The 16,767-nt window shown below is 61.8% G+C and carries 19 protein-coding genes; 12 read left to right on the top strand and 7 right to left on the bottom strand.

Features of this window, described 5'->3' with window-relative positions:
- Positions 1–23: 23 nt before the first annotated feature.
- On the top strand, positions 24–857 hold the full coding sequence (locus F0A17_RS05570; RefSeq protein WP_149327351.1) for an AraC family transcriptional regulator: 834 nt from the start codon (positions 24–26) through the stop codon (positions 855–857).
- Between the two features lie 50 nt (positions 858–907).
- On the opposite strand, the gene F0A17_RS20745 is transcribed toward F0A17_RS05570, so the two are convergent.
- From F0A17_RS20745 to F0A17_RS05550, 4 genes are all read right to left on the bottom strand, one after another.
- Positions 908–1,903 carry a DUF2795 domain-containing protein gene (locus tag F0A17_RS20745; RefSeq protein WP_228716819.1) on the bottom strand — a complete coding sequence of 332 codons (996 nt, stop codon included), beginning with the start codon at positions 1,901–1,903 and terminating at the stop codon, positions 908–910.
- Between the two features lie 103 nt (positions 1,904–2,006).
- The gene (locus F0A17_RS05560) at positions 2,007–2,600 is read right to left on the bottom strand and encodes a LysE family translocator (RefSeq protein ID WP_149327350.1); all 594 of its coding nucleotides are present in this window, start codon (positions 2,598–2,600) and stop codon (positions 2,007–2,009) included.
- Positions 2,601–2,794: 194 nt separating this feature from the next.
- Positions 2,795–3,481 (bottom strand): type 1 glutamine amidotransferase domain-containing protein, encoded by a 687-nt coding sequence (locus F0A17_RS05555; protein ID WP_149327349.1) that lies wholly within the window; start codon positions 3,479–3,481, stop codon positions 2,795–2,797.
- Positions 3,482–3,557: 76 nt separating this feature from the next.
- Complete coding sequence (locus tag F0A17_RS05550) at positions 3,558–3,974, bottom strand: DCC1-like thiol-disulfide oxidoreductase family protein (RefSeq protein ID WP_149327348.1); 417 nt, start codon at positions 3,972–3,974, stop codon at positions 3,558–3,560.
- 228 nt (positions 3,975–4,202) lie between these two features.
- Between F0A17_RS05550 and F0A17_RS05545 the strand changes: the two genes are divergently transcribed.
- The 3 genes from F0A17_RS05545 to F0A17_RS05535 all read left to right on the top strand — a co-directional run bounded on the left by F0A17_RS05545 (position 4,203) and on the right by F0A17_RS05535 (position 5,849).
- Complete coding sequence (locus tag F0A17_RS05545) at positions 4,203–4,544, top strand: YbjQ family protein (RefSeq protein ID WP_149327347.1); 342 nt, start codon at positions 4,203–4,205, stop codon at positions 4,542–4,544.
- A 127-nt stretch (positions 4,545–4,671) separates the two neighbouring features.
- Positions 4,672–5,055, top strand: coding sequence for a nuclear transport factor 2 family protein (locus F0A17_RS05540; RefSeq protein ID WP_149327346.1), 384 nt, complete (start codon positions 4,672–4,674; stop codon positions 5,053–5,055).
- A gap of 47 nt (positions 5,056–5,102) precedes the next feature.
- Positions 5,103–5,849 carry an SDR family oxidoreductase gene (locus tag F0A17_RS05535; protein ID WP_149327345.1) on the top strand — a complete coding sequence of 249 codons (747 nt, stop codon included), beginning with the start codon at positions 5,103–5,105 and terminating at the stop codon, positions 5,847–5,849.
- Here the strand turns inward: F0A17_RS05535 and F0A17_RS20560 are convergent.
- Positions 5,807–6,031 carry a hypothetical protein gene (locus F0A17_RS20560; protein ID WP_187774629.1) on the bottom strand — a complete coding sequence of 75 codons (225 nt, stop codon included), beginning with the start codon at positions 6,029–6,031 and terminating at the stop codon, positions 5,807–5,809. The genes F0A17_RS05535 and F0A17_RS20560 overlap by 43 nt on opposite strands.
- A gap of 406 nt (positions 6,032–6,437) precedes the next feature.
- Between F0A17_RS20560 and F0A17_RS05525 the strand changes: the two genes are divergently transcribed.
- The 3 genes from F0A17_RS05525 to F0A17_RS05515 all read left to right on the top strand — a co-directional run bounded on the left by F0A17_RS05525 (position 6,438) and on the right by F0A17_RS05515 (position 9,896).
- Positions 6,438–6,956, top strand: coding sequence for a GNAT family N-acetyltransferase (locus F0A17_RS05525; protein WP_149327344.1), 519 nt, complete (start codon positions 6,438–6,440; stop codon positions 6,954–6,956).
- Between the two features lie 139 nt (positions 6,957–7,095).
- A complete protein-coding gene (locus F0A17_RS05520; protein ID WP_149327343.1) occupies positions 7,096–9,300 on the top strand; it encodes an OsmC domain/YcaO domain-containing protein in 2,205 nt (734 codons plus the stop codon).
- A gap of 119 nt (positions 9,301–9,419) precedes the next feature.
- On the top strand, positions 9,420–9,896 hold the full coding sequence (locus tag F0A17_RS05515; RefSeq protein ID WP_149327342.1) for a LabA-like NYN domain-containing protein: 477 nt from the start codon (positions 9,420–9,422) through the stop codon (positions 9,894–9,896).
- Between the two features lie 367 nt (positions 9,897–10,263).
- On the opposite strand, the gene fabF is transcribed toward F0A17_RS05515, so the two are convergent.
- Positions 10,264–11,529 carry a beta-ketoacyl-ACP synthase II gene (gene fabF, locus F0A17_RS05505; protein WP_149327341.1) on the bottom strand — a complete coding sequence of 422 codons (1,266 nt, stop codon included), beginning with the start codon at positions 11,527–11,529 and terminating at the stop codon, positions 10,264–10,266.
- Positions 11,530–11,617: 88 nt separating this feature from the next.
- Between fabF and F0A17_RS05500 the strand changes: the two genes are divergently transcribed.
- Positions 11,618–12,280, top strand: coding sequence for a TetR/AcrR family transcriptional regulator (locus F0A17_RS05500; protein ID WP_149327340.1), 663 nt, complete (start codon positions 11,618–11,620; stop codon positions 12,278–12,280).
- Between the two features lie 189 nt (positions 12,281–12,469).
- Positions 12,470–12,898, top strand: coding sequence for a pyrimidine dimer DNA glycosylase/endonuclease V (locus F0A17_RS05495; protein WP_149327339.1), 429 nt, complete (start codon positions 12,470–12,472; stop codon positions 12,896–12,898).
- 211 nt (positions 12,899–13,109) lie between these two features.
- On the opposite strand, the gene F0A17_RS05490 is transcribed toward F0A17_RS05495, so the two are convergent.
- On the bottom strand, positions 13,110–14,417 hold the full coding sequence (locus F0A17_RS05490; RefSeq protein WP_149327338.1) for an MFS transporter: 1,308 nt from the start codon (positions 14,415–14,417) through the stop codon (positions 13,110–13,112).
- A 151-nt stretch (positions 14,418–14,568) separates the two neighbouring features.
- On the opposite strand from F0A17_RS05490, the gene F0A17_RS05485 reads away from it, so the two are divergent.
- The 3 genes from F0A17_RS05485 to F0A17_RS05475 all read left to right on the top strand — a co-directional run bounded on the left by F0A17_RS05485 (position 14,569) and on the right by F0A17_RS05475 (position 16,713).
- The gene (locus tag F0A17_RS05485) at positions 14,569–15,426 is read left to right on the top strand and encodes a helix-turn-helix transcriptional regulator (RefSeq protein WP_149327337.1); all 858 of its coding nucleotides are present in this window, start codon (positions 14,569–14,571) and stop codon (positions 15,424–15,426) included.
- Positions 15,427–15,504: 78 nt separating this feature from the next.
- On the top strand, positions 15,505–16,215 hold the full coding sequence (locus tag F0A17_RS05480; RefSeq protein ID WP_149327336.1) for a class I SAM-dependent methyltransferase: 711 nt from the start codon (positions 15,505–15,507) through the stop codon (positions 16,213–16,215).
- Positions 16,216–16,272: 57 nt separating this feature from the next.
- Entirely contained in the window at positions 16,273–16,713 is a 441-nt protein-coding gene (locus F0A17_RS05475; RefSeq protein WP_149327335.1) for a DUF1801 domain-containing protein, read from the top strand.
- Positions 16,714–16,767: the final 54 nt, after the last annotated feature.

Genomic DNA, 16,767 nt, shown 5'->3' with positions numbered 1-16,767 from the left:
TGTCGATCGCTGGGGAACCGACTATGACCACGCTTGCCAAGCCCATCTTCTGGCGTGATCCGCGCCTACCCCATGTGGAGCTGCGCAAGGTCGAGGATGGTCGTCAGGTCTGCTACGCGCCGCATAGCCACACGCAATGGTCGCTGGGCGCCGTCACCGCGGGGGAGAGCACTTTCCAGTATCGCGATGACGACTACCCCATCCAGGCTGGCACCCTGGTGATGATGAACCCCAACTGGGTACACGCCTGCAACCCCATCGACGACCAACCCTGGTCCTACCTGATGCTGTACGTCGACACCGCCTGGCTGACCCGCCTGCGCTTCGACCTGGGGCTGCTGGACGCGCCGCGCTGGCAGGATATTGCCACCGCAGTGATCCGGGAACGTGAATGGTATGCAGGCTACTGCCGCATGGCGGCTTGCCTGCTGGATCCGAGCCACGACCTGTCGACCAAGCAAACGGCGGTGGTCGAGTACCTTGCCGCCCTGATGCACAAGCTGGCCGATCCGCTCGCCCAGCCGCTGCCCAGGGCCCCGATCCTGCTGCAGGAACTGGCTGCCTACCTGGACGAGAACGCGGCAAAAGAACTCTCGCTGGACGACCTGTGCGAGCGCACCGGTTATAGTCCCGGACATCTCATCCGCGCCTTCAAGCAGCATTTCGGCTTCACGCCCCACGCGTACTTGATCAACCGCCGCATTCAACTCGGCCAGCGCGAACTGAAGGGCGGCAAGCCGATTGCCGACGCAGCCCTGAGCGCTGGCTTCTCCGACCAGCCGCATTTCCAGCGCACCTTCAAGCGCCTGGTAGCCGCCACGCCGAACCAATATCGGCAAACGTCTCACGAGCCGTAGGTACTCCCGCCTAGCGATGGGCGCGGCGTTCGCCGAAGGCACGCGCGCCATCAGCGCACCTCGCCCACCGCCTTCTGGATATCCGCCATCGTCTCGTAGCGCCGATCGGGAAATTCGTTCAGCGCCTCGATGACCTCGTCGGCGGCATGGTTGGACGTTGCCTGCTTGATCAGGTCGGCCTTGCCACAGGGGAAGTTCACCCCCTTGAGCGCCTGAGCGATGCCTGCCGCGGAGGCCGTATCGCTGGCCGCCTTCCCGCCACGCTCACCGCCCTTGCTGCGGTCGCCCCTGGGCTCGTGAGTGTCGGGCTTCATCTGTGGCTCCGCCAACCGGCCCCCCTCCAGCGCTTCGGTCGGCCACTCCCGTCGCTTAAGACCCAGCGTCTTGAACAGTGACGCCTTGCCCGAGATCGATATCTCTTCCTCACCGAGGTCGTCATGCGCGCCGATCAGCAGCAACTGAGCGTTCTCGTAATCAAGCAGCCGGCTGTCGTCGATATCGATCCAGCGCTTGTCGGCGAACTTGTCCTGGAGGTGCTTGGGGTAGTCCGGCTTGGCGTGAGGGAAGCCGGGCACGTCGAGGGAGGGGTGACGCACCGAGATGACATAGCTCGCCTCGGCCAGGATCTTGAGTTCCCGCTGTGCCTGGCCGGGCTTGGCGGGGCTGGTAAGACGGTAGGCCAGACGCGAGCCGTCGTCGCGCTCGAAGATGGCATAGCGGCCTTCACCGACGGGAATGGCCTCGCCCTGTTCCTGCTCGCCGCGAGTCTTGGTCTCGTACTCCAGCGGTGCCAGCGACTCGCCGATCTCCTTCGGCTTGCCCGTCATGTCGATCATCATCCACTCGCGCGCGGTGGACGTCGGCTTGCCTTTGACGATTTCCGGCATTCGCTTCTTGCCCACCAGGAACAGCCGGGCGTCATTGCCTTCGTCTGGCACCAGCACCACGTACAAGCGCTGAATGTCATCGAGGCTCGCTACCTTCTGCACGTTGACCTTGGGGCGGTAGAAAAAATAGATATCTCCTTTCTCCACGTAGTCCGCCATCTGGCACCTCCTGCGCCGAATCGGGCGTTAAGACAACTCGTCTTCTTGGGGTAGCAGAGGGGCATCGGCCGTGCAAAGGCGATGGGCGCACTCGAAAGGCGGCTCACTCGACCAGCAGGTACGCGCAGCTAGCGGCGAGCAGCAGCGCCAGGGTGCGATTGACCGACATCAGTACCCCCGGTCGGTGTACGTGGCGGCGCAGAAAAGCCCCGGCGTAGACCCAACTGCCCAGCGACAGCCAGCAGATCGGCAGGTAGAGCCCAGCGAAGAGCAGGATCTGCTCCAGGTCGCCGCCGCTGGTGTAGGCCCCGATACCCGAGGCCGACGCCAGCCACGCCTTGGGGTTGAGCCACTGCATCAGCGCGCCCGTCATGAACCCCGGCGCTCGATGAGCCACACGTTCCGGCAGGCGGCCATCGTCGCGAAACAGCCGAACGCTCAGGTAGAGCAAGAACGCCACGCCGGCCCAGCGCAGGATATCCTGCAGCCCCGGTACCATCGCCAGCACCGAATAGAGCCCAAGCCCCACGGCAACGAACAGCACGACGAAACCCAGCGTAGCCCCGGTGACGAACACCAGGCCCTGTGAGAGGGGGTAGCGCGTCCCGCTGCTCAGGCACACCAGGTTCACCGGTCCGGGCGAAATCGAGGCTGCAAGGGCGAACGCCGACATGGGCAGAAGCAGGGCAAGGCTCATCGTCATCTCCTGGTAGCAATGAGCCGAAGCATGCCGCCGCAGTGTGCAGGCGGTATTGAACAAAATTGAGGTGTCAGGGCCGGGCAGTGGAAGAATCGAGAGTCGATCGGACGGCATGTCCGTTGATGGAGATACGATCGGGCAAGGGAGGCGACGCTACCGGCCTGGAGCAGGCCGGTAGCGCTGTGCGTGCTTTACGGACCAAGCGCTTCCAGCAGCAGCCGGGCCGTCGGCTCGGAGGAAGCCGGGTTCTGGCCGGTGATCAACTGGCCGTCGCGGCGGGTGTAGGGGGCAAAGTCGTCGGCCTTGGAATAGCGGGCGCCGCCGGCGATCAGTGCGTCCTCGACCAGATGCGGCACGACGTCGGTGAGCCCAACGGCGGCTTCCTCGCCGTTAGTGAAGCCGGTGACGTCGCGACCGCGAATGATTGGCTCGCCGTGGGTGTCATGGGCGTGGATCAGCGCGATGGGCGCGTGACAGACAGCGGACACCGGTTTCTGCTGCGCCCAGAAGGCTTCGATCAGGCGGATGGAATCCGCATCATCCACCAGGTCCCATAGCGGGCCGTGGCCCCCCGGATAGAAAACGGCGTCGAAATCGTCGGCGCTGACCTCGCTCAGACGACGGGTATTGGCCAACGCTTGCTGAGCCTCGTCATCCTGCTGGAAACGGCGGGTCGCTTCGGTCCGGCTCTCTTCGGCGTCGCTCTTGGGGTCCAGCGGCGGTTTGCCGCCCTTGGGGGAAGCCAGCACCACCTCGGCACCGGCATCCAGGCAAGCGTAGTAGGGTGCCGCCAGCTCCTCGAGCCAGAAACCGGTGGGCTCGCCGGTATCGCCGAGGCGGTCGTGCGAGGTGAGGACCATTAGAATGCGTGGACTCATGGAACGCTCCTGTGGTGCTGTTCGGTAAACAGATGACGTCAGTCATCAAGATAGCGTGGCCTCGAGGGTTCGCGAATCATGGTTCCCGCTCCCGCCCCAGATTCTCGATTGGCTTCCTGCCCAGTACCTTCAAGAGCCCACGCCGACACGCCCTGAGCAGCGGATAGAGCCGTGCCGTCCGTTCGGGGTTCGCAAACAGACGATACATCAGCCGGTTGAACATGCCGCTGTGGGTACCGAGCAGGGTGAGACGATGCAGGGCTTCGCTACCGTGGTACCAGCGTTCGCCAATCTGCAGGGCGAAGCCTTGGTCCAGGTCGATGCCAATGGCGGTGAGTTCCCGACGCGCTTCACTGTGCTGCCGAGCATCGATCAGCTCGAGTTCGCCGACGTCCGTGCGTATGCGATGCCAGCGCACGTAGCGTCGGCACATCGGGCATTCGCCGTCATAGACCAGGCGAAGCTGGCGCTTCGGCGCAGCATCCTCTTGCATGGCACTCGCTCTTCGATGTACGGCGACCGTTTCTGGAGTTTCCTTTCGCATAGCATGGCTGCAATAAGACGCTGTGCCCAGGCCGTCTCTTCGAGCCGTCATCGCTGCCTGGAGGGTCGTTCCCACCGCAGGGTGAACAGTGCATGATGTCGTTCAGACTCCTGCCGACGGGCTGTGTTGCTCCTCGGCCTCGTCATCAAAACGCAACCACGGAACGGAGGGCCCCCCATGTCCGAGCGAGTGATCCTTACCACTTCATCGCATCTCGAGGGCTACCGCGTCACGGAACACATCGACATCGTCTCGGCGGAGTGCGTGTTCGGCATGAACATTCTCAAGGACATGTTCGCCGGCTTCCGGGACTTCTTCGGCGGGCGCAACAAGGCGTCCCAGAACGCACTGCGCGATGCTCGCGTCACCTGCCTCAACGAGCTGCGCCGGGAGGCGGAGGAAATGGGCGCCAATGCGGTGATCGGTATCGATCTCGACTACAGCGAGATATCCGGCGGCGGCAAGTCGATGCTGTTCCTGGTGGCTACCGGTACCGCGGTGAAGGTGGCCAAGGCCTGACTCGCGCCACTATCCACCACGCATGCCGAGGTCGTTTGCCGACCCGTTCGCAATCGGCTGCTCTTCATCCATGTGATCAGTACCTGCACTCAAATTTCCGTTACCGCTAGCTCAACAGGAGCATTTCATGGACGAATCGACGAAGCGCGATCTGATAGAGCGCTACATCGCTGCCTACAACCACTTCGACATTGACGGAATGCTGGCCGTGCTTGCCCCGGATGTCGTCTTCGAGAATTACTCGGGCGGTGAGCTCACCACCTCGGCTGTCGGCATCGACGAGTTTCGCCAACTCGCCGAGCATACCAAGGGATTCTTCTCCGAACGTGTGCAGCGTATTACCAGCCTGACCTTCAGCCAGGGCGGCGCCACGGCGGAGATCGACTATCACGGCCGCCTGGCGGAGGATATTCCCGGCGGGTTGAAGGCGGGTAGCATCCTCGAATTGAATGGCGAAACGGAGTTCACGTTCGGCAGCGAACGGATCTCCAAGATCGTTGATCGAAGCTGACGTGCCATGGCTGCGCGCGGTTTGGAGAGGACAGGGGAGGAACCTCAGTGAACAAAGTTCTGGTGATTACCGGTGGCAGCCGAGGCATCGGCGCGGCAACGGCGCGTCTGGGCGCCGCTAGCGGTTATGCCGTGTGTATCAACTATCGGCACAACGAAGCCGCTGCGCTCGCCGTGGTCGAGGAGATTGCCCGTGCCGGCGGCGAGGCGATCGCCGTGGCGGGTGACGTCGGCCATGAAGCCGATGTGGTGCGGCTCTTCGAAGCGGTCGACGAGACGCTCGGTCCGGTGACGGCACTGGTCAACAACGCCGGCATCCTGGAAACGCAGATGCGCGTCGAAGACATGGAGGCAGCGCGCTTGAGCCGTATACTCACAGCCAACGTGATCGGCAGCTTCCTCTGTGCGCGGGAGGCCGTGCGGCGCATGTCGATCCGGCACGGTGGCCAGGGGGGGGCGATCGTCAACGTCTCCTCCATCGCCTCGCGGCTCGGCGCACCCAACGAATATGTCGACTACGCGGCGGCCAAGGGCGCCATCGACAGCTTCACCCTCGGACTGTCCAAGGAGGTCGCGGCGGAAGGCATTCGCGTCAACGCCGTGCGCCCGGGCGTGATCTACACCGAGATTCATGCCAGCGGCGGCGAACCCGACCGCGTCGAGCGGGTTAAGGCCTCGGTGCCCATGCAGCGCGGCGGCAAGGCCGAAGAGGTGGCTCGCGCCATCCTCTGGCTGCTCTCCGACGAAGCTTCCTACTCGAGCGGCGCGCTGCTGGACGTGACGGGCGGGCGGTAGTCGCCTGCTTCGATATCGCGCCTCAATGCTAATGCCTGAGTTTCCAGAAACTGCCACAGCCGCTTGGCGACAGGCCCGTGGGGGCGGTCGCGCCGACGCCCCGCGACCAGTTCCTCGGTAACGCAGGGGAGGTGGCGCCCGGCAGTGGAGAGCACCATTCCCGGTGCCCGTTTGCGGATCATACCCGCGGCTCACATGACCCCCATCGAGTTCCCGTCGGAATTCATGGAGGCAGTACTCAATTTTTTGCGCAGCTAGAAGGCACGGGAGCCGTACTCAGGGATACGGCGAGAACCAGCGACGCCGAGGATTCAATGACTTGGTGGCATTGTCTGGCTGCCGGCCGCATGGCATGGCTATCCGTCTTAGCCCTTTGTCTATATTGTGTCTCTCGTTACTTATCGTTAAATTAAGTAACAAAGCCGCCAAGACGGCTCGATAGCAGCAGACAAACGTACGCAGGGAACTACCCGGCAAACAGGAAGGGAGCGCTCGCAACCTTCCTGTTTGCCGGGTAGATTCGTTATTTGTCCATGTCTCGATTTCTCCCCAACTCAGCCTTCTCATCCTTTCAAGACGACCTAGGCCATGAAGCCGAAGTTCCTCATCCGCGATGAAACGGCAGCCGATATCGGCGCGATACGTGACGTGACTGCGGCCGCCTTCCAGACGATGGCATATAGCCGCCACACCGAGCAGTACATCATCGAGGAACTGCGTGCCGCCAATGCCTTGGCGGTATCGCTCGTGGCGGAGCGGGATGGCCGGCTGGTAGGGCACATCGCCTTCTCCCCGGTGACCGTCTCGGACGACAGCCAGGGCTGGTACGGGCTGGGACCCGTGTCGGTGCTTCCGGCATACCAGCACCAGTGTATCGGCAAAGCTCTGGTGGAGGAGGGGTTGGCGCGCCTGAAAACTGCCGGTGCTCAAGGATGCTGCCTCGTCGGCCACCCGGAGTATTACGTCAAGTTCGGGTTTCGCAACATGCCGGAACTCGTTTGTGAAGGCGTGCCACCGGAATATTTCTTCGTGCTGCCTCTGGGCGGTGAGGCTGCCCAGGGTACCGTTACCTTTCATGAGGCATTTTCCGCTGAGGGACCGGGATAATCCCTTTTTGCTCCCGATTTCAGCCATGGCTCGGGCTATGCGTTCTCAACTGCGCCGGCGGTGCCGAAAGGGCCAGAGCGGTGTGCTAGACTGCGTGCCTCGGCCTGCGCCCGCAACACTTCCCCACCGGTAGCCCGTCATGGAAATCAACGTCAATTTTCTCGAGAATCTCAGGCTTGAAGCCAAGTTTGACGATTTCACCGTCATCACCGACCAGCCCATTCGCTACAAGGGCGACGGCTCGGCGCCAAGCCCCTTCGACTACTTCCTGGCGTCTTCCGCGCTGTGTGCGGCCTACTTCGTGCGGGTGTACTGCAAGGCGCGTGACATTCCCACCGAGAACATCCGCCTCTCGCAGAACAACATCGTCGACCCGGAGAACCGCTACAACCAGATCTTCAAGATCCAGGTCGAGCTGCCGGAAGATATCTCCGAGAAGGACCGCGAGGGCATCCTGCGCTCGATCGACCGCTGCACGGTCAAGAAGGTGGTGCAGACCGGGCCGGACTTCCAGATCGAGACGGTGGAGAACCTCGACGAGGACGCCCAGGCGCTCTTGATGGCCAAGCCCGACGAGGCATCATACACCTGGATCGAGGGCAAGGACCTGCCGCTGGAGCAGACCATTGCCAACATGTCGGGCATCCTGGCGGACCTGGGCATGAAGATCGAGATCGCCTCGTGGCGCAACATCGTGCCGCACGTGTGGTCGCTGCATATCCGCGACGCGGCTTCGCCGATGTGCTTTACCAACGGCAAGGGCGCCACCAAGGAGAGCGCACTGTGCTCGGCGCTGGGTGAGTTCATCGAGCGCCTGAGCTGCAATTTCTTCTACAACGACCAGTTCTTCGGTGAGGAGATCGCGAACAGCGCCTTCGTTCACTACCCCAACGAGGAGTGGTTCAAGCCGGGGCCTAACGACGAGCTGCCCGAGGGCATTCTCGATGCCTACACTCGGGAGATCTACGACGCCGACGGCGAGCTGCGCGGCTCGCACCTGATCGATACCAACTCCGGCAAGGTCGATCGCGGCATTGTCGCCTTGCCCTTCGTGCGCCAGTCGGATGGCGAGACGGTCTATTTCCCCTCGAACCTGATCGAGAACCTCTACCTCAGCAACGGCATGAGCGCCGGCAACACGCTGCAGGAAGCGCAGGTGCAGTGTCTTTCGGAGATCTTCGAGCGGGCGGTGAAGCGGGAAATCCTCGAGCAGGAACTGGCGCTGCCCGACGTGCCCACGGCAGTGCTCGAGCGCTATCCGGCCATTCTCGAGGGCATTCGGGCGCTGGAGGCACAGGGCTTCCCGGTGCTGGTCAAGGACGCCTCCCTCGGCGGCCAGTTCCCGGTGATGTGCGTGACCCTGATGAACCCGCGCACCGGCGGCGTGTTCGCTTCCTTCGGTGCGCACCCCAGCTTCGAAGTGGCGCTGGAGCGCAGCCTCACCGAGCTGCTGCAGGGCCGCAGCTTCGAAGGCCTGAACGACTTCCTGCCGCCGACCTTCAACTCCCAGGCCGTCAGTGAGCCGAACAACTTCGTCGAGCACTTCATCGACTCCTCGGGGCTGGTCTCGTGGCGCTTCTTCAGTGCGAAGAGCGATGTCGAATTTGTTGACTGGGACTTCTCCGGTAGCGGTTCCAACAGTACGGAAGAGGAAGCCGCCACCCTGTTCGGTATTCTCGAGGAGATGGGTAGAGAAGCGTACATGGCCGTGCACGAGGACCTGGGCGCGCCGGTGTGCCGCATCCTGGTGCCGGGCTACTCCGAGGTGTATCCGGTGGATGACCTGATCTGGGACAACACCAACATGGCCCTGGATTACCGCGAAGACATCCTCAACCTCCATGCGCTGAACGACGACCGGCTGGCGAACCTGCTGGAGCGCCTGGAAGAGAGCCAGCTCGACGATCACATGGATATCATCACCCTGATCGGTATCGAGTTCGACGAGAACACCGTGTGGGGGCAGCTCACCATCCTCGAATTGAAGCTGCTGATCAACCTCGCCCTGCAGCAGCATGAAGAGGCGCTGGAACGGGTCGAGATGTTCCAGCAGTACAACGACAACACCGTGGAGCGCGGCCTGTTCTACCAGGCAGTGGCCGCGGTGCTGGAGATCGTCCTCGACGATGAGCTGGAGCTCGACGACTATCGGCACAACCTCACGCGCATGTTCGGTGAGAAGACCATGGAAGCGGTGGTCGGCTCGGTGAACGGCGAAGTGCGCTTCCACGGCCTGACGCCCACCAACCTGCAGCTCGAAGGCCTGGAGAAGCACCAGCGTCTTATCGAGAGCTACAAGAAGCTGCATGCGCACCGTGCCAAACGGGCAGGCGTAACGGGGTAGGCCGTACAGGCGTTCCCCCGCTTCTGCCGAGACGCCCCGGGCCAGCACACTGGCTCGGGGCGCTGCGCCAAGATGGGCTGCGCACGCCGGCGTAGCCTTGCAGAGAAAGAGTCCACAACATGGAACGAGTTGCGATATTCGTCGACGTCCAGAATGTCTATTACACCGTACGGGATGCCTATAAGCGTAATTTCGACTACAACAAGTTTTGGGCAGCGGCCACCGCGGGTAGAGACGTCGTGAAAGCGGTGGCCTATGCGATAGATAGGGGGGATCAAAAGCAGCGGGAGTTCCAGAATATCCTTCGCGCTATCGGCTTCGAGGTAAAGCTCAAGCCTTTCATTCAAAGGGCGGACGGTTCTGCCAAAGGCGATTGGGACGTTGGCATCACGCTCGATGCCATCGAGTACGCCGAGCAGGCCGATGTCATCGTGTTGGTATCGGGCGATGGAGATTTTGACCTGCTGGTGACTAAACTTCGTGAAGTACATGGGAGGAAGGTCGAAGTCTATGGCGTTCCCCAACTGACGGCCAATTCACTGATGAGCGCGGCCAGTGAGTTTATCGCTATCGATCAACCACTTTTGTTGGGCTGAACTGGCTTACTGAGGCCATGACGGTACGGCTCGAAGCGCATCTGACGGCCGTTAACGGTTCCCCGAGCCTGAACGAAACAGGCCCCTCGATGGCCGACCTGATTCTCACCACTTTCGATTGGGTTCCGAACAGACGCGGGGCTTCGTGCGTGACCTGCGGGTGCGCTGGGCGTTGGAAGAGGCCGGGCGAGCCTATTGTGTCGAGAGCGTGCCGTTTCGCGGCCGAGGAGCCGAGCGGTCGCCTTGGCTAAGCGCGCCTACGTGTGGGCGTTAAGCCAAAAAACAATTTCGCGATAGTACCATACTCCGAACAAGATAACTGGTTCGGGGTAAGTCGTTTATGACCCGCGAGTCTTTAAGCGTGCCGCTACACCTTGCTCACGATCAGCGCCGCATTCACCCCACCAAAGCCGAAACCGTTGCACAGCACGTGCCGAGTCGCGTGTTCGCGTGTCTCACCCGGGACGATATCCAGGTCATGCAGGTCCTCGTCACGGTTCTCCAGGTTCAGCGTCGGGGGCAGGCGGTCGTGCATGATCGACAGGGCGGAGAAGATGCTTTCCACGCCGCCGGCGGCACCGAGCAGGTGGCCGGTAGCCGACTTGGTGGCAGAGATCGGAATGCCACCGAGGGCATCGCCGAAGGCGTTGCGCAGCGATGCGACCTCGGCGCGGTCGCCGACCGGCGTCGAGGTGGCGTGGGCGTTGATATGGTCGATGTCAGCGGGAGAGAGCCCCGCCATGCGCAGCGCCGCCCGAATGGCCGCCGCGGCACCGGCGCCGTCTTCCGGGCCGGCGGTGATGTGGTGGGCATCCGCGCTGGTGCCGTAACCGCTGAGGATGGCCAGCGGCGTGGCCCCGCGCGCCTCGGCGTGGGCCAAGGTTTCGATCACCAGCAGCCCTGCGCCTTCGCCCATGACGAAGCCGTTGCGGGCCTGGTCGAAGGGGCGCGAGGCCTTGGCGGGGGCGTCCTGCTCGGTGGAGAGCGCCTTCATGGCGTGAAAGCTGGCCAGTGACAGCGGATCGATACAGGCCTCGGCGCCGCCCACCAGGGCAATGTCTGCCTCGCCGCTGCGGATCAGGCGCATGCCGTCGCCGATGGCCTGCACGCCGGCTGCACAGGCCGTCACGGGGCAGCCGATCGGTCCCCGGAAGCCATAGCGAATCGAGACATTGCCCGCCGCCAGGTTGGCCAGGAAGGCCGGCACGGTGAAAGGGGAGAGCCGGCGGTGGCCGCGCGTCGACAGGGTGTTCTGCGCCTGGGTGATGGTAGGGAAGCCGCCGATACCGGAGCCCACGATGGTGGCCGTAGCCAGGCGATCCGCATCGCTCTGGGGGAACCAGTTGGCCTGGATCAGCGCCTCTTCGGCGGCGGCCATGGCGTAGAGGCTGAACAGCTCCAGCTTACGGCGCTCCTTGGCATCCATCACGCGGTCCGGATCGAGGCCGGCTTCCGGGTCGTCTTCAATGCTGGGCACCGAGCCCGCGACCTTGACAGGCAGGTCGCCGGTATCGAAGCGGGTAATCGAGGAGAGGCCGGAGCGGCCGGCAAGCAGGCGCTCCCAGCTTGCCTTGACGCCGCAACCAAGCGGGCTGATCATGCCCATGCCGGTGATGACGAGCGGTGATTGCATGGTAATTTCCTGAACAGCTTGGGGTTGTGCCACGCTAACACCGGACTTGATATGATCAAGGTAATATTCAGCGGAGTGAGAGGTCGCCATGCCCTACTCGACGAACCACAAGGCCAAATCGCGGGAGCGCATCCTCAAGTCCGCTATCGAGCTGTTCAGCCGTAAAGGCTTCGAGAAGGTATCCATCGGCCAGATCATGAAGCTGGCCAAGATGACCCATGGCGCCTTCTACGCGCATTTCGCCTCGAAGGAAGCGCTCTATCACGCCTCGGTGCGGGAAACCCTGGAGAGCAGCCGTGCGGCCAGGCTGGTCAAGGGGCCGCTCTCGGTGAAGCACCTGACGGAACTGGTCGCCAACTGCTGGAACCTGCAGGAGCTGGAACGCAAGCGCAAACCGGGGCCCGAAACGGTGCTGTTCAACGAGATCGGCAACGAAAACGCCGAGATCCGCACGCTGTTCGAAGCCTCCTACCTGCGCATGAAGAAGATGCTGGAAACCCGTCTCATCGCCCTTAGCCGCCTCAAGAAACTGCCCTTCGAACCCGACCGCGAGGTCATCGCCGACAAGTCCCGCGTCATCCTCGCCTCGCTGGTAGGCGCCGTGGCCATCGCCAAGAGCCTGCCCGGCGAACAGGAACGCCAGCACATCCTCAACGCTGCGCAGCGCAACATCCTGCAGATGCTCGGCGTCGACGAGAGCGAGCTGGAAAGCATGCTGGACGACGTGAGGCAGGAGCAGAGTCCGGCGTAGCATGACCCTCCCGGGCTCGACGCAGCTTTCCAACCGATGGTCGAGCCTTGCAGGCGAAGAGATGAAAAACGCAAGCGATGTGAAATAACGGGTCGTCGGTTCTGAGGCGGGGTAACCCTCTTATCGAACGTGCGTGCGTGTTGGATTCGATAGACGAGCAGGCAGCGAAACCTTTGAGGAGCCCCATGCATGCGTCTCTGGTCTTTACATCCCAAGTATCTTGATCCCCAAGGCCTAGTTGCCCTGTGGAGGGAGGCTTTGCTAGCGCAAGCTGTGTTGCGCGGCGACACACGTGGCTATCGCAACCATCCGCAGTTGCACCGATTTAGCGACCATGCGACACCGCTTTCTGCCATTTCACTCTATTTGAAAAACGTTCATTTGGAGGCTGTGGCGCGTGGCTATGCCTTTGACGTAAGCAAAATCGGACCAGCTCAAGAATTGGTTTCCCTTACCGTCACCGCTGGGCAGATGGAATACGAATGGAAGCATCTCTTGGCGAAACTTAAGGTACGTAACCCTGCGTTGTGCCAGAAATGGCAGGTTATCGAACGACCCGAGGCACATCCTATTTTCCGTGTGTGTCCCGGCGAAGTTGCGTCATGGGAGCGTCAGTGAAAAGGCTCAATTTCACGCCAATCCAGTCCGCCCACATTAGCTACGCTTCGCTCTACTAAAGCCCCTTTTTCGGTTAAATATTCTCTAACGCCCGGCGGACGGTACATGGTGGTTCGCGGCCGCCTGTGGCGAATCTCAACCCGAACCTCCCGGCACAGGAGCGCGAGGGTCTTGTACGAGACCTTATGGCCGCCCGTCGGGAGGTCGGAAGTCAAGGCAGCCTGGCCGTTCTGGTGATTCCGTCGTTCCTGCCATCAACGTATCCCGGCTGGGCGCATTGGGTCGCCGGGCAGGGTGCATTCGCGTTGGCCTCATTCGGGGTCGTGCTTTTATTGGCTTGCGTCTCGCCCCCTAGGGTTGGTTGCCGGCGCAGATTGACGATCTGCAACAGAGCCCCCAACGCTGCCACACCGGCAGCGCAGATAGCCAGCGTCCAGACGGGTAACTGTAGCAACAGCACGAAGCCGCCCGCCGCGGCGCCGATGGCGCTGCCCAAATAGAGCGCCGATTCGTTCAGAGCGATGGCGAGGTTGCCATCGCCCTGGGTTTGGCGAGCTCGCAGCAGCTCGTTGTTCTGCGGCACTTGCAAGGCCCAGCCAACGGCCCCCCACAGGGCGATTGGCAGCATCACCAACCAAGTGCTCAGGGCTGCTGAGAGCGGAAGCACGAACAGCGACACAGCAAGAACCACCATTATGGCAAAGGTCAGGTTCGGGCCTTTGAGACGATCGACCAGCGGCCCGATCAGAAAGCTGCCTAGCACGCCGCCGATGCCCCAAACCCAGAGGTAAGGAGTGACGGAGCGCACGGCGCCGTATGCCGGATCGGTCAGAAGGGGAGCGATAAAGGTGTACATGCCGAGGCTGGCAATGGCCGCAAACAAGGACACCGTCAGTATGACCAGCACGTGGCCGTCGCTGAGGATCGCCAGCTTTTGACCTAGTGAGCTGGCTGTCGCTGCGGGCAGAGGTGGGAGCCTCAGCAGCAAACCGATGAAGGCCATCACGCCGAGAATTGCGACCAGCCACAAAGCCGACTGCCAGCCCATCTGCTCGGCGATGAATAACCCCAATGGGACGCCCAGTACGACACCGCTGGCCATACCTCCCATGATGATGGCAATAGCCTTGCCACGGTGCTCTGGCGTGGAGACTGCGGCTGAGGCGCCAATGCCCATGGCCAAATACACACCGGCGCCCATACCGGCAATGGCGCGCCAGGCCATCAGCGCGGTGAAGTTGTCGACTAGGGCGCTGGCAGCGTTAGCGATGACGAACAGGCCTAACGACAACAGCAGGCCGGTGCGCTGGCGATTGGCAGGCGTCAGGGCAACGACGATCGGTGAGCCCAACCCATAGGCCAGGGTAAAAGCGGTAACTAATTGGGCGGCTACCGCGACGGAAACCGTGAACGAGGCTTCGATCATCGGAATCAGACCAGCGGTAACGTAGGACGCCATGCCGAGGGCAAAGGCGCCCAACGCTATCAGGTAGATGGGAGACCGGTTGGGTGTGTGCATGTTCTTACCCCTACAGATTTATGACACATCACGATGTATGCTGCGGGTCAGGCTAGATTCCTGATTAGGCCCGCCAGCCAGGCAAGGTAGTTTTCTTCGGTTCTGCGAAGAGTACAATTTGATCGTTTATGCTATTACTTGAGGTAACGGGATGAGCGCACCTCAGACAGCTTCCCGACACACTCGGGCAGAGTTGGCCGATTTTCTTCGTAGCCGCCGAGAGCGAATTTCACCGCAAGAGGTAGGATTGCCTGCTGGTGGCCGGCGGCGCACACCGGGGCTACGCCGCGAAGAGGTCGCCGCCTTGGCCGGGGTTGGGCTGTCCTGGTACACCTGGCTGGAACAAGGGCGTAACATCAAGGCGTCTTCTGCCTTCCTCGACAATCTCTCGCGAGTGCTCAAGTTGGATGCGACCGAACGCCGGCACCTTTTCCTGCTGGCGCATCAACGGTTGCCGCAGGAATCAGGACATACTTCGTGCGCGGTGCCGCCGTTGATCAATCGGTTGTTGAGGGATATGCCTTCACGTCCCTCTTACGTACTCAACTTGCGCTGGGATGTGTTGACTTGGAACACGGCTGCGGACAAGGTGTTTGAATTTTCCCGTGTTCCCACGGATCGACGCAATCTGCTATGGATGTTATTTACTCGCCCCACCATGCGCGAACTGTTTTCCCCCTGGCATGAGCAGGCGCTACAGATATTGTCGAGCTTCCGTCGCGATTTCGTACGTGCCATTCATGATGCCGATATCACCCACTTGGTGAGAGAACTGGAAAAGGCATCGCCGGAATTCGAAACCTGGTGGCAGCAGCAAGATATCCATGGACCATGCCTGGGCATTCGCCATTTGCATATACCCGAGGTAGGCCACGTGGTGTTCGAGCATACGTCGTTGTCTATCGACGAAGATCGTCATCTGCGTCTTGTCTACTATGCAGCAGAGGAGGAAAGTCCTGAGAGTCGAGCTTTTGAACAGTGGCTTCAACAAGACACGGCGCAGGCATAGACGCATATCGACCGCCCGAGAGGAGGAGACGCTGACGACCGCGAATCAACCGATAACACGGAGAGTACGGAGAGTGAGATGCATCAGGACGAAATCAAGGCGCTGTTCGACCGGCAGGCCGCCAGCTACGACGCGCAGTGGGCGAAGACGGCGCCGATTCGAAACGGCTTGCACTGGCTCCTCGGGTCGCTGTTTGCCGAGCTGCCATCGGACGCGCGGATCCTCTGTGTCGGCGTGGGAACCGGCGATGAGCTGCTCTATCTCGCCTCGAAGTATCCCGGCTGGCGTTTTACCGCGGCAGAGCCATCGGGCGCTATGCTGGCGATCTGTCGACGCAGGGCAGAAGAGGAAGGGGTGGCGTCACGGTGTGTATTCCACGAAGGCTACCTTGCCTCACTGCCGGCGCTGAAGTCGCATGATGCTGCCACTTGTTTCCTGGTCTCCCAGTTCATTCTGGACGAGGTGGAGCGCTCCCGGTTTTTCCGCGAAATTGCAGAAAGGCTCAAGCCGGGCGGACTTCTCGCGAGTTCCGACCTGGCGTCGGATGTCGACTCGCCTGAATACGACGTGCTGCTGCATGCCTGGATGAACATGATGGCCGGAGCGGATATTTCCCCAGAAGCGGTGGAGCGCATGCGTAACGCCTACGCCAACGATGTGGGTGTCCTCTCGCCGGCCAAGGTTGCGTCGATCATCGAGGCAGGTGGCTTTGAGCTTCCTGTGCCGTTCTTCCAGGCCGGCTTGATCCATGCCTGGATATCGAGACGAGGCCAAAACCCAGTTGCCTGACCAGGCTGTGCAGAGGATTCACGCTAGGCCTGCATTCAGACGGATGAGGGGCATGCCATGACACGCGACAAGATCAAGCCACCGTCAGATGCGAAACCGAAGCTTCTCTCGGGAGGCAACCCGCAAATCGCTAAAGCTGACGGCAACGGCCCGGTGCAGGCCTACATCGCCGCCATGCCGGAGTGGAAGCAGGACATCGGGCGCCGGCTCGATGCGCTTATCGTGCGTACGGTCCCCGAGGTGCAAAAGGCCGTGAGATGGAACTCGCCCTTCTATGGGATCGAGGGCCAAGGGTGGTTTCTCACGTTCCATTGCTTCACCAAGTACATCAAGGTGGCGTTCCTCAACGGCGCCTCGCTGGAGCCGCTGCCGCCCATCGCATCCAAGGACCCCAACACGCGCTACCTGCATATCCACCAGGACGAACCGATCGACGACGCCCGGGTGGCGGAGTGGATTCGCCAGGCCTCCAAGTTGCCCGGCGAGCGCATGTTCTAGCGAATGCCCGGGCCCGGCGTACGTGACCCTTTAGCGGCCAGGTGTGTTGTCCCG

The organism is Billgrantia pellis (assembly GCF_008297955.1).
Classification (GTDB): Bacteria; Pseudomonadota; Gammaproteobacteria; order Pseudomonadales; family Halomonadaceae; genus Halomonas; species Halomonas pellis.
The sequence above is the reverse complement of the archived record's forward strand: the minus strand, read 5'-3'. Positions and strand labels throughout refer to the sequence as shown.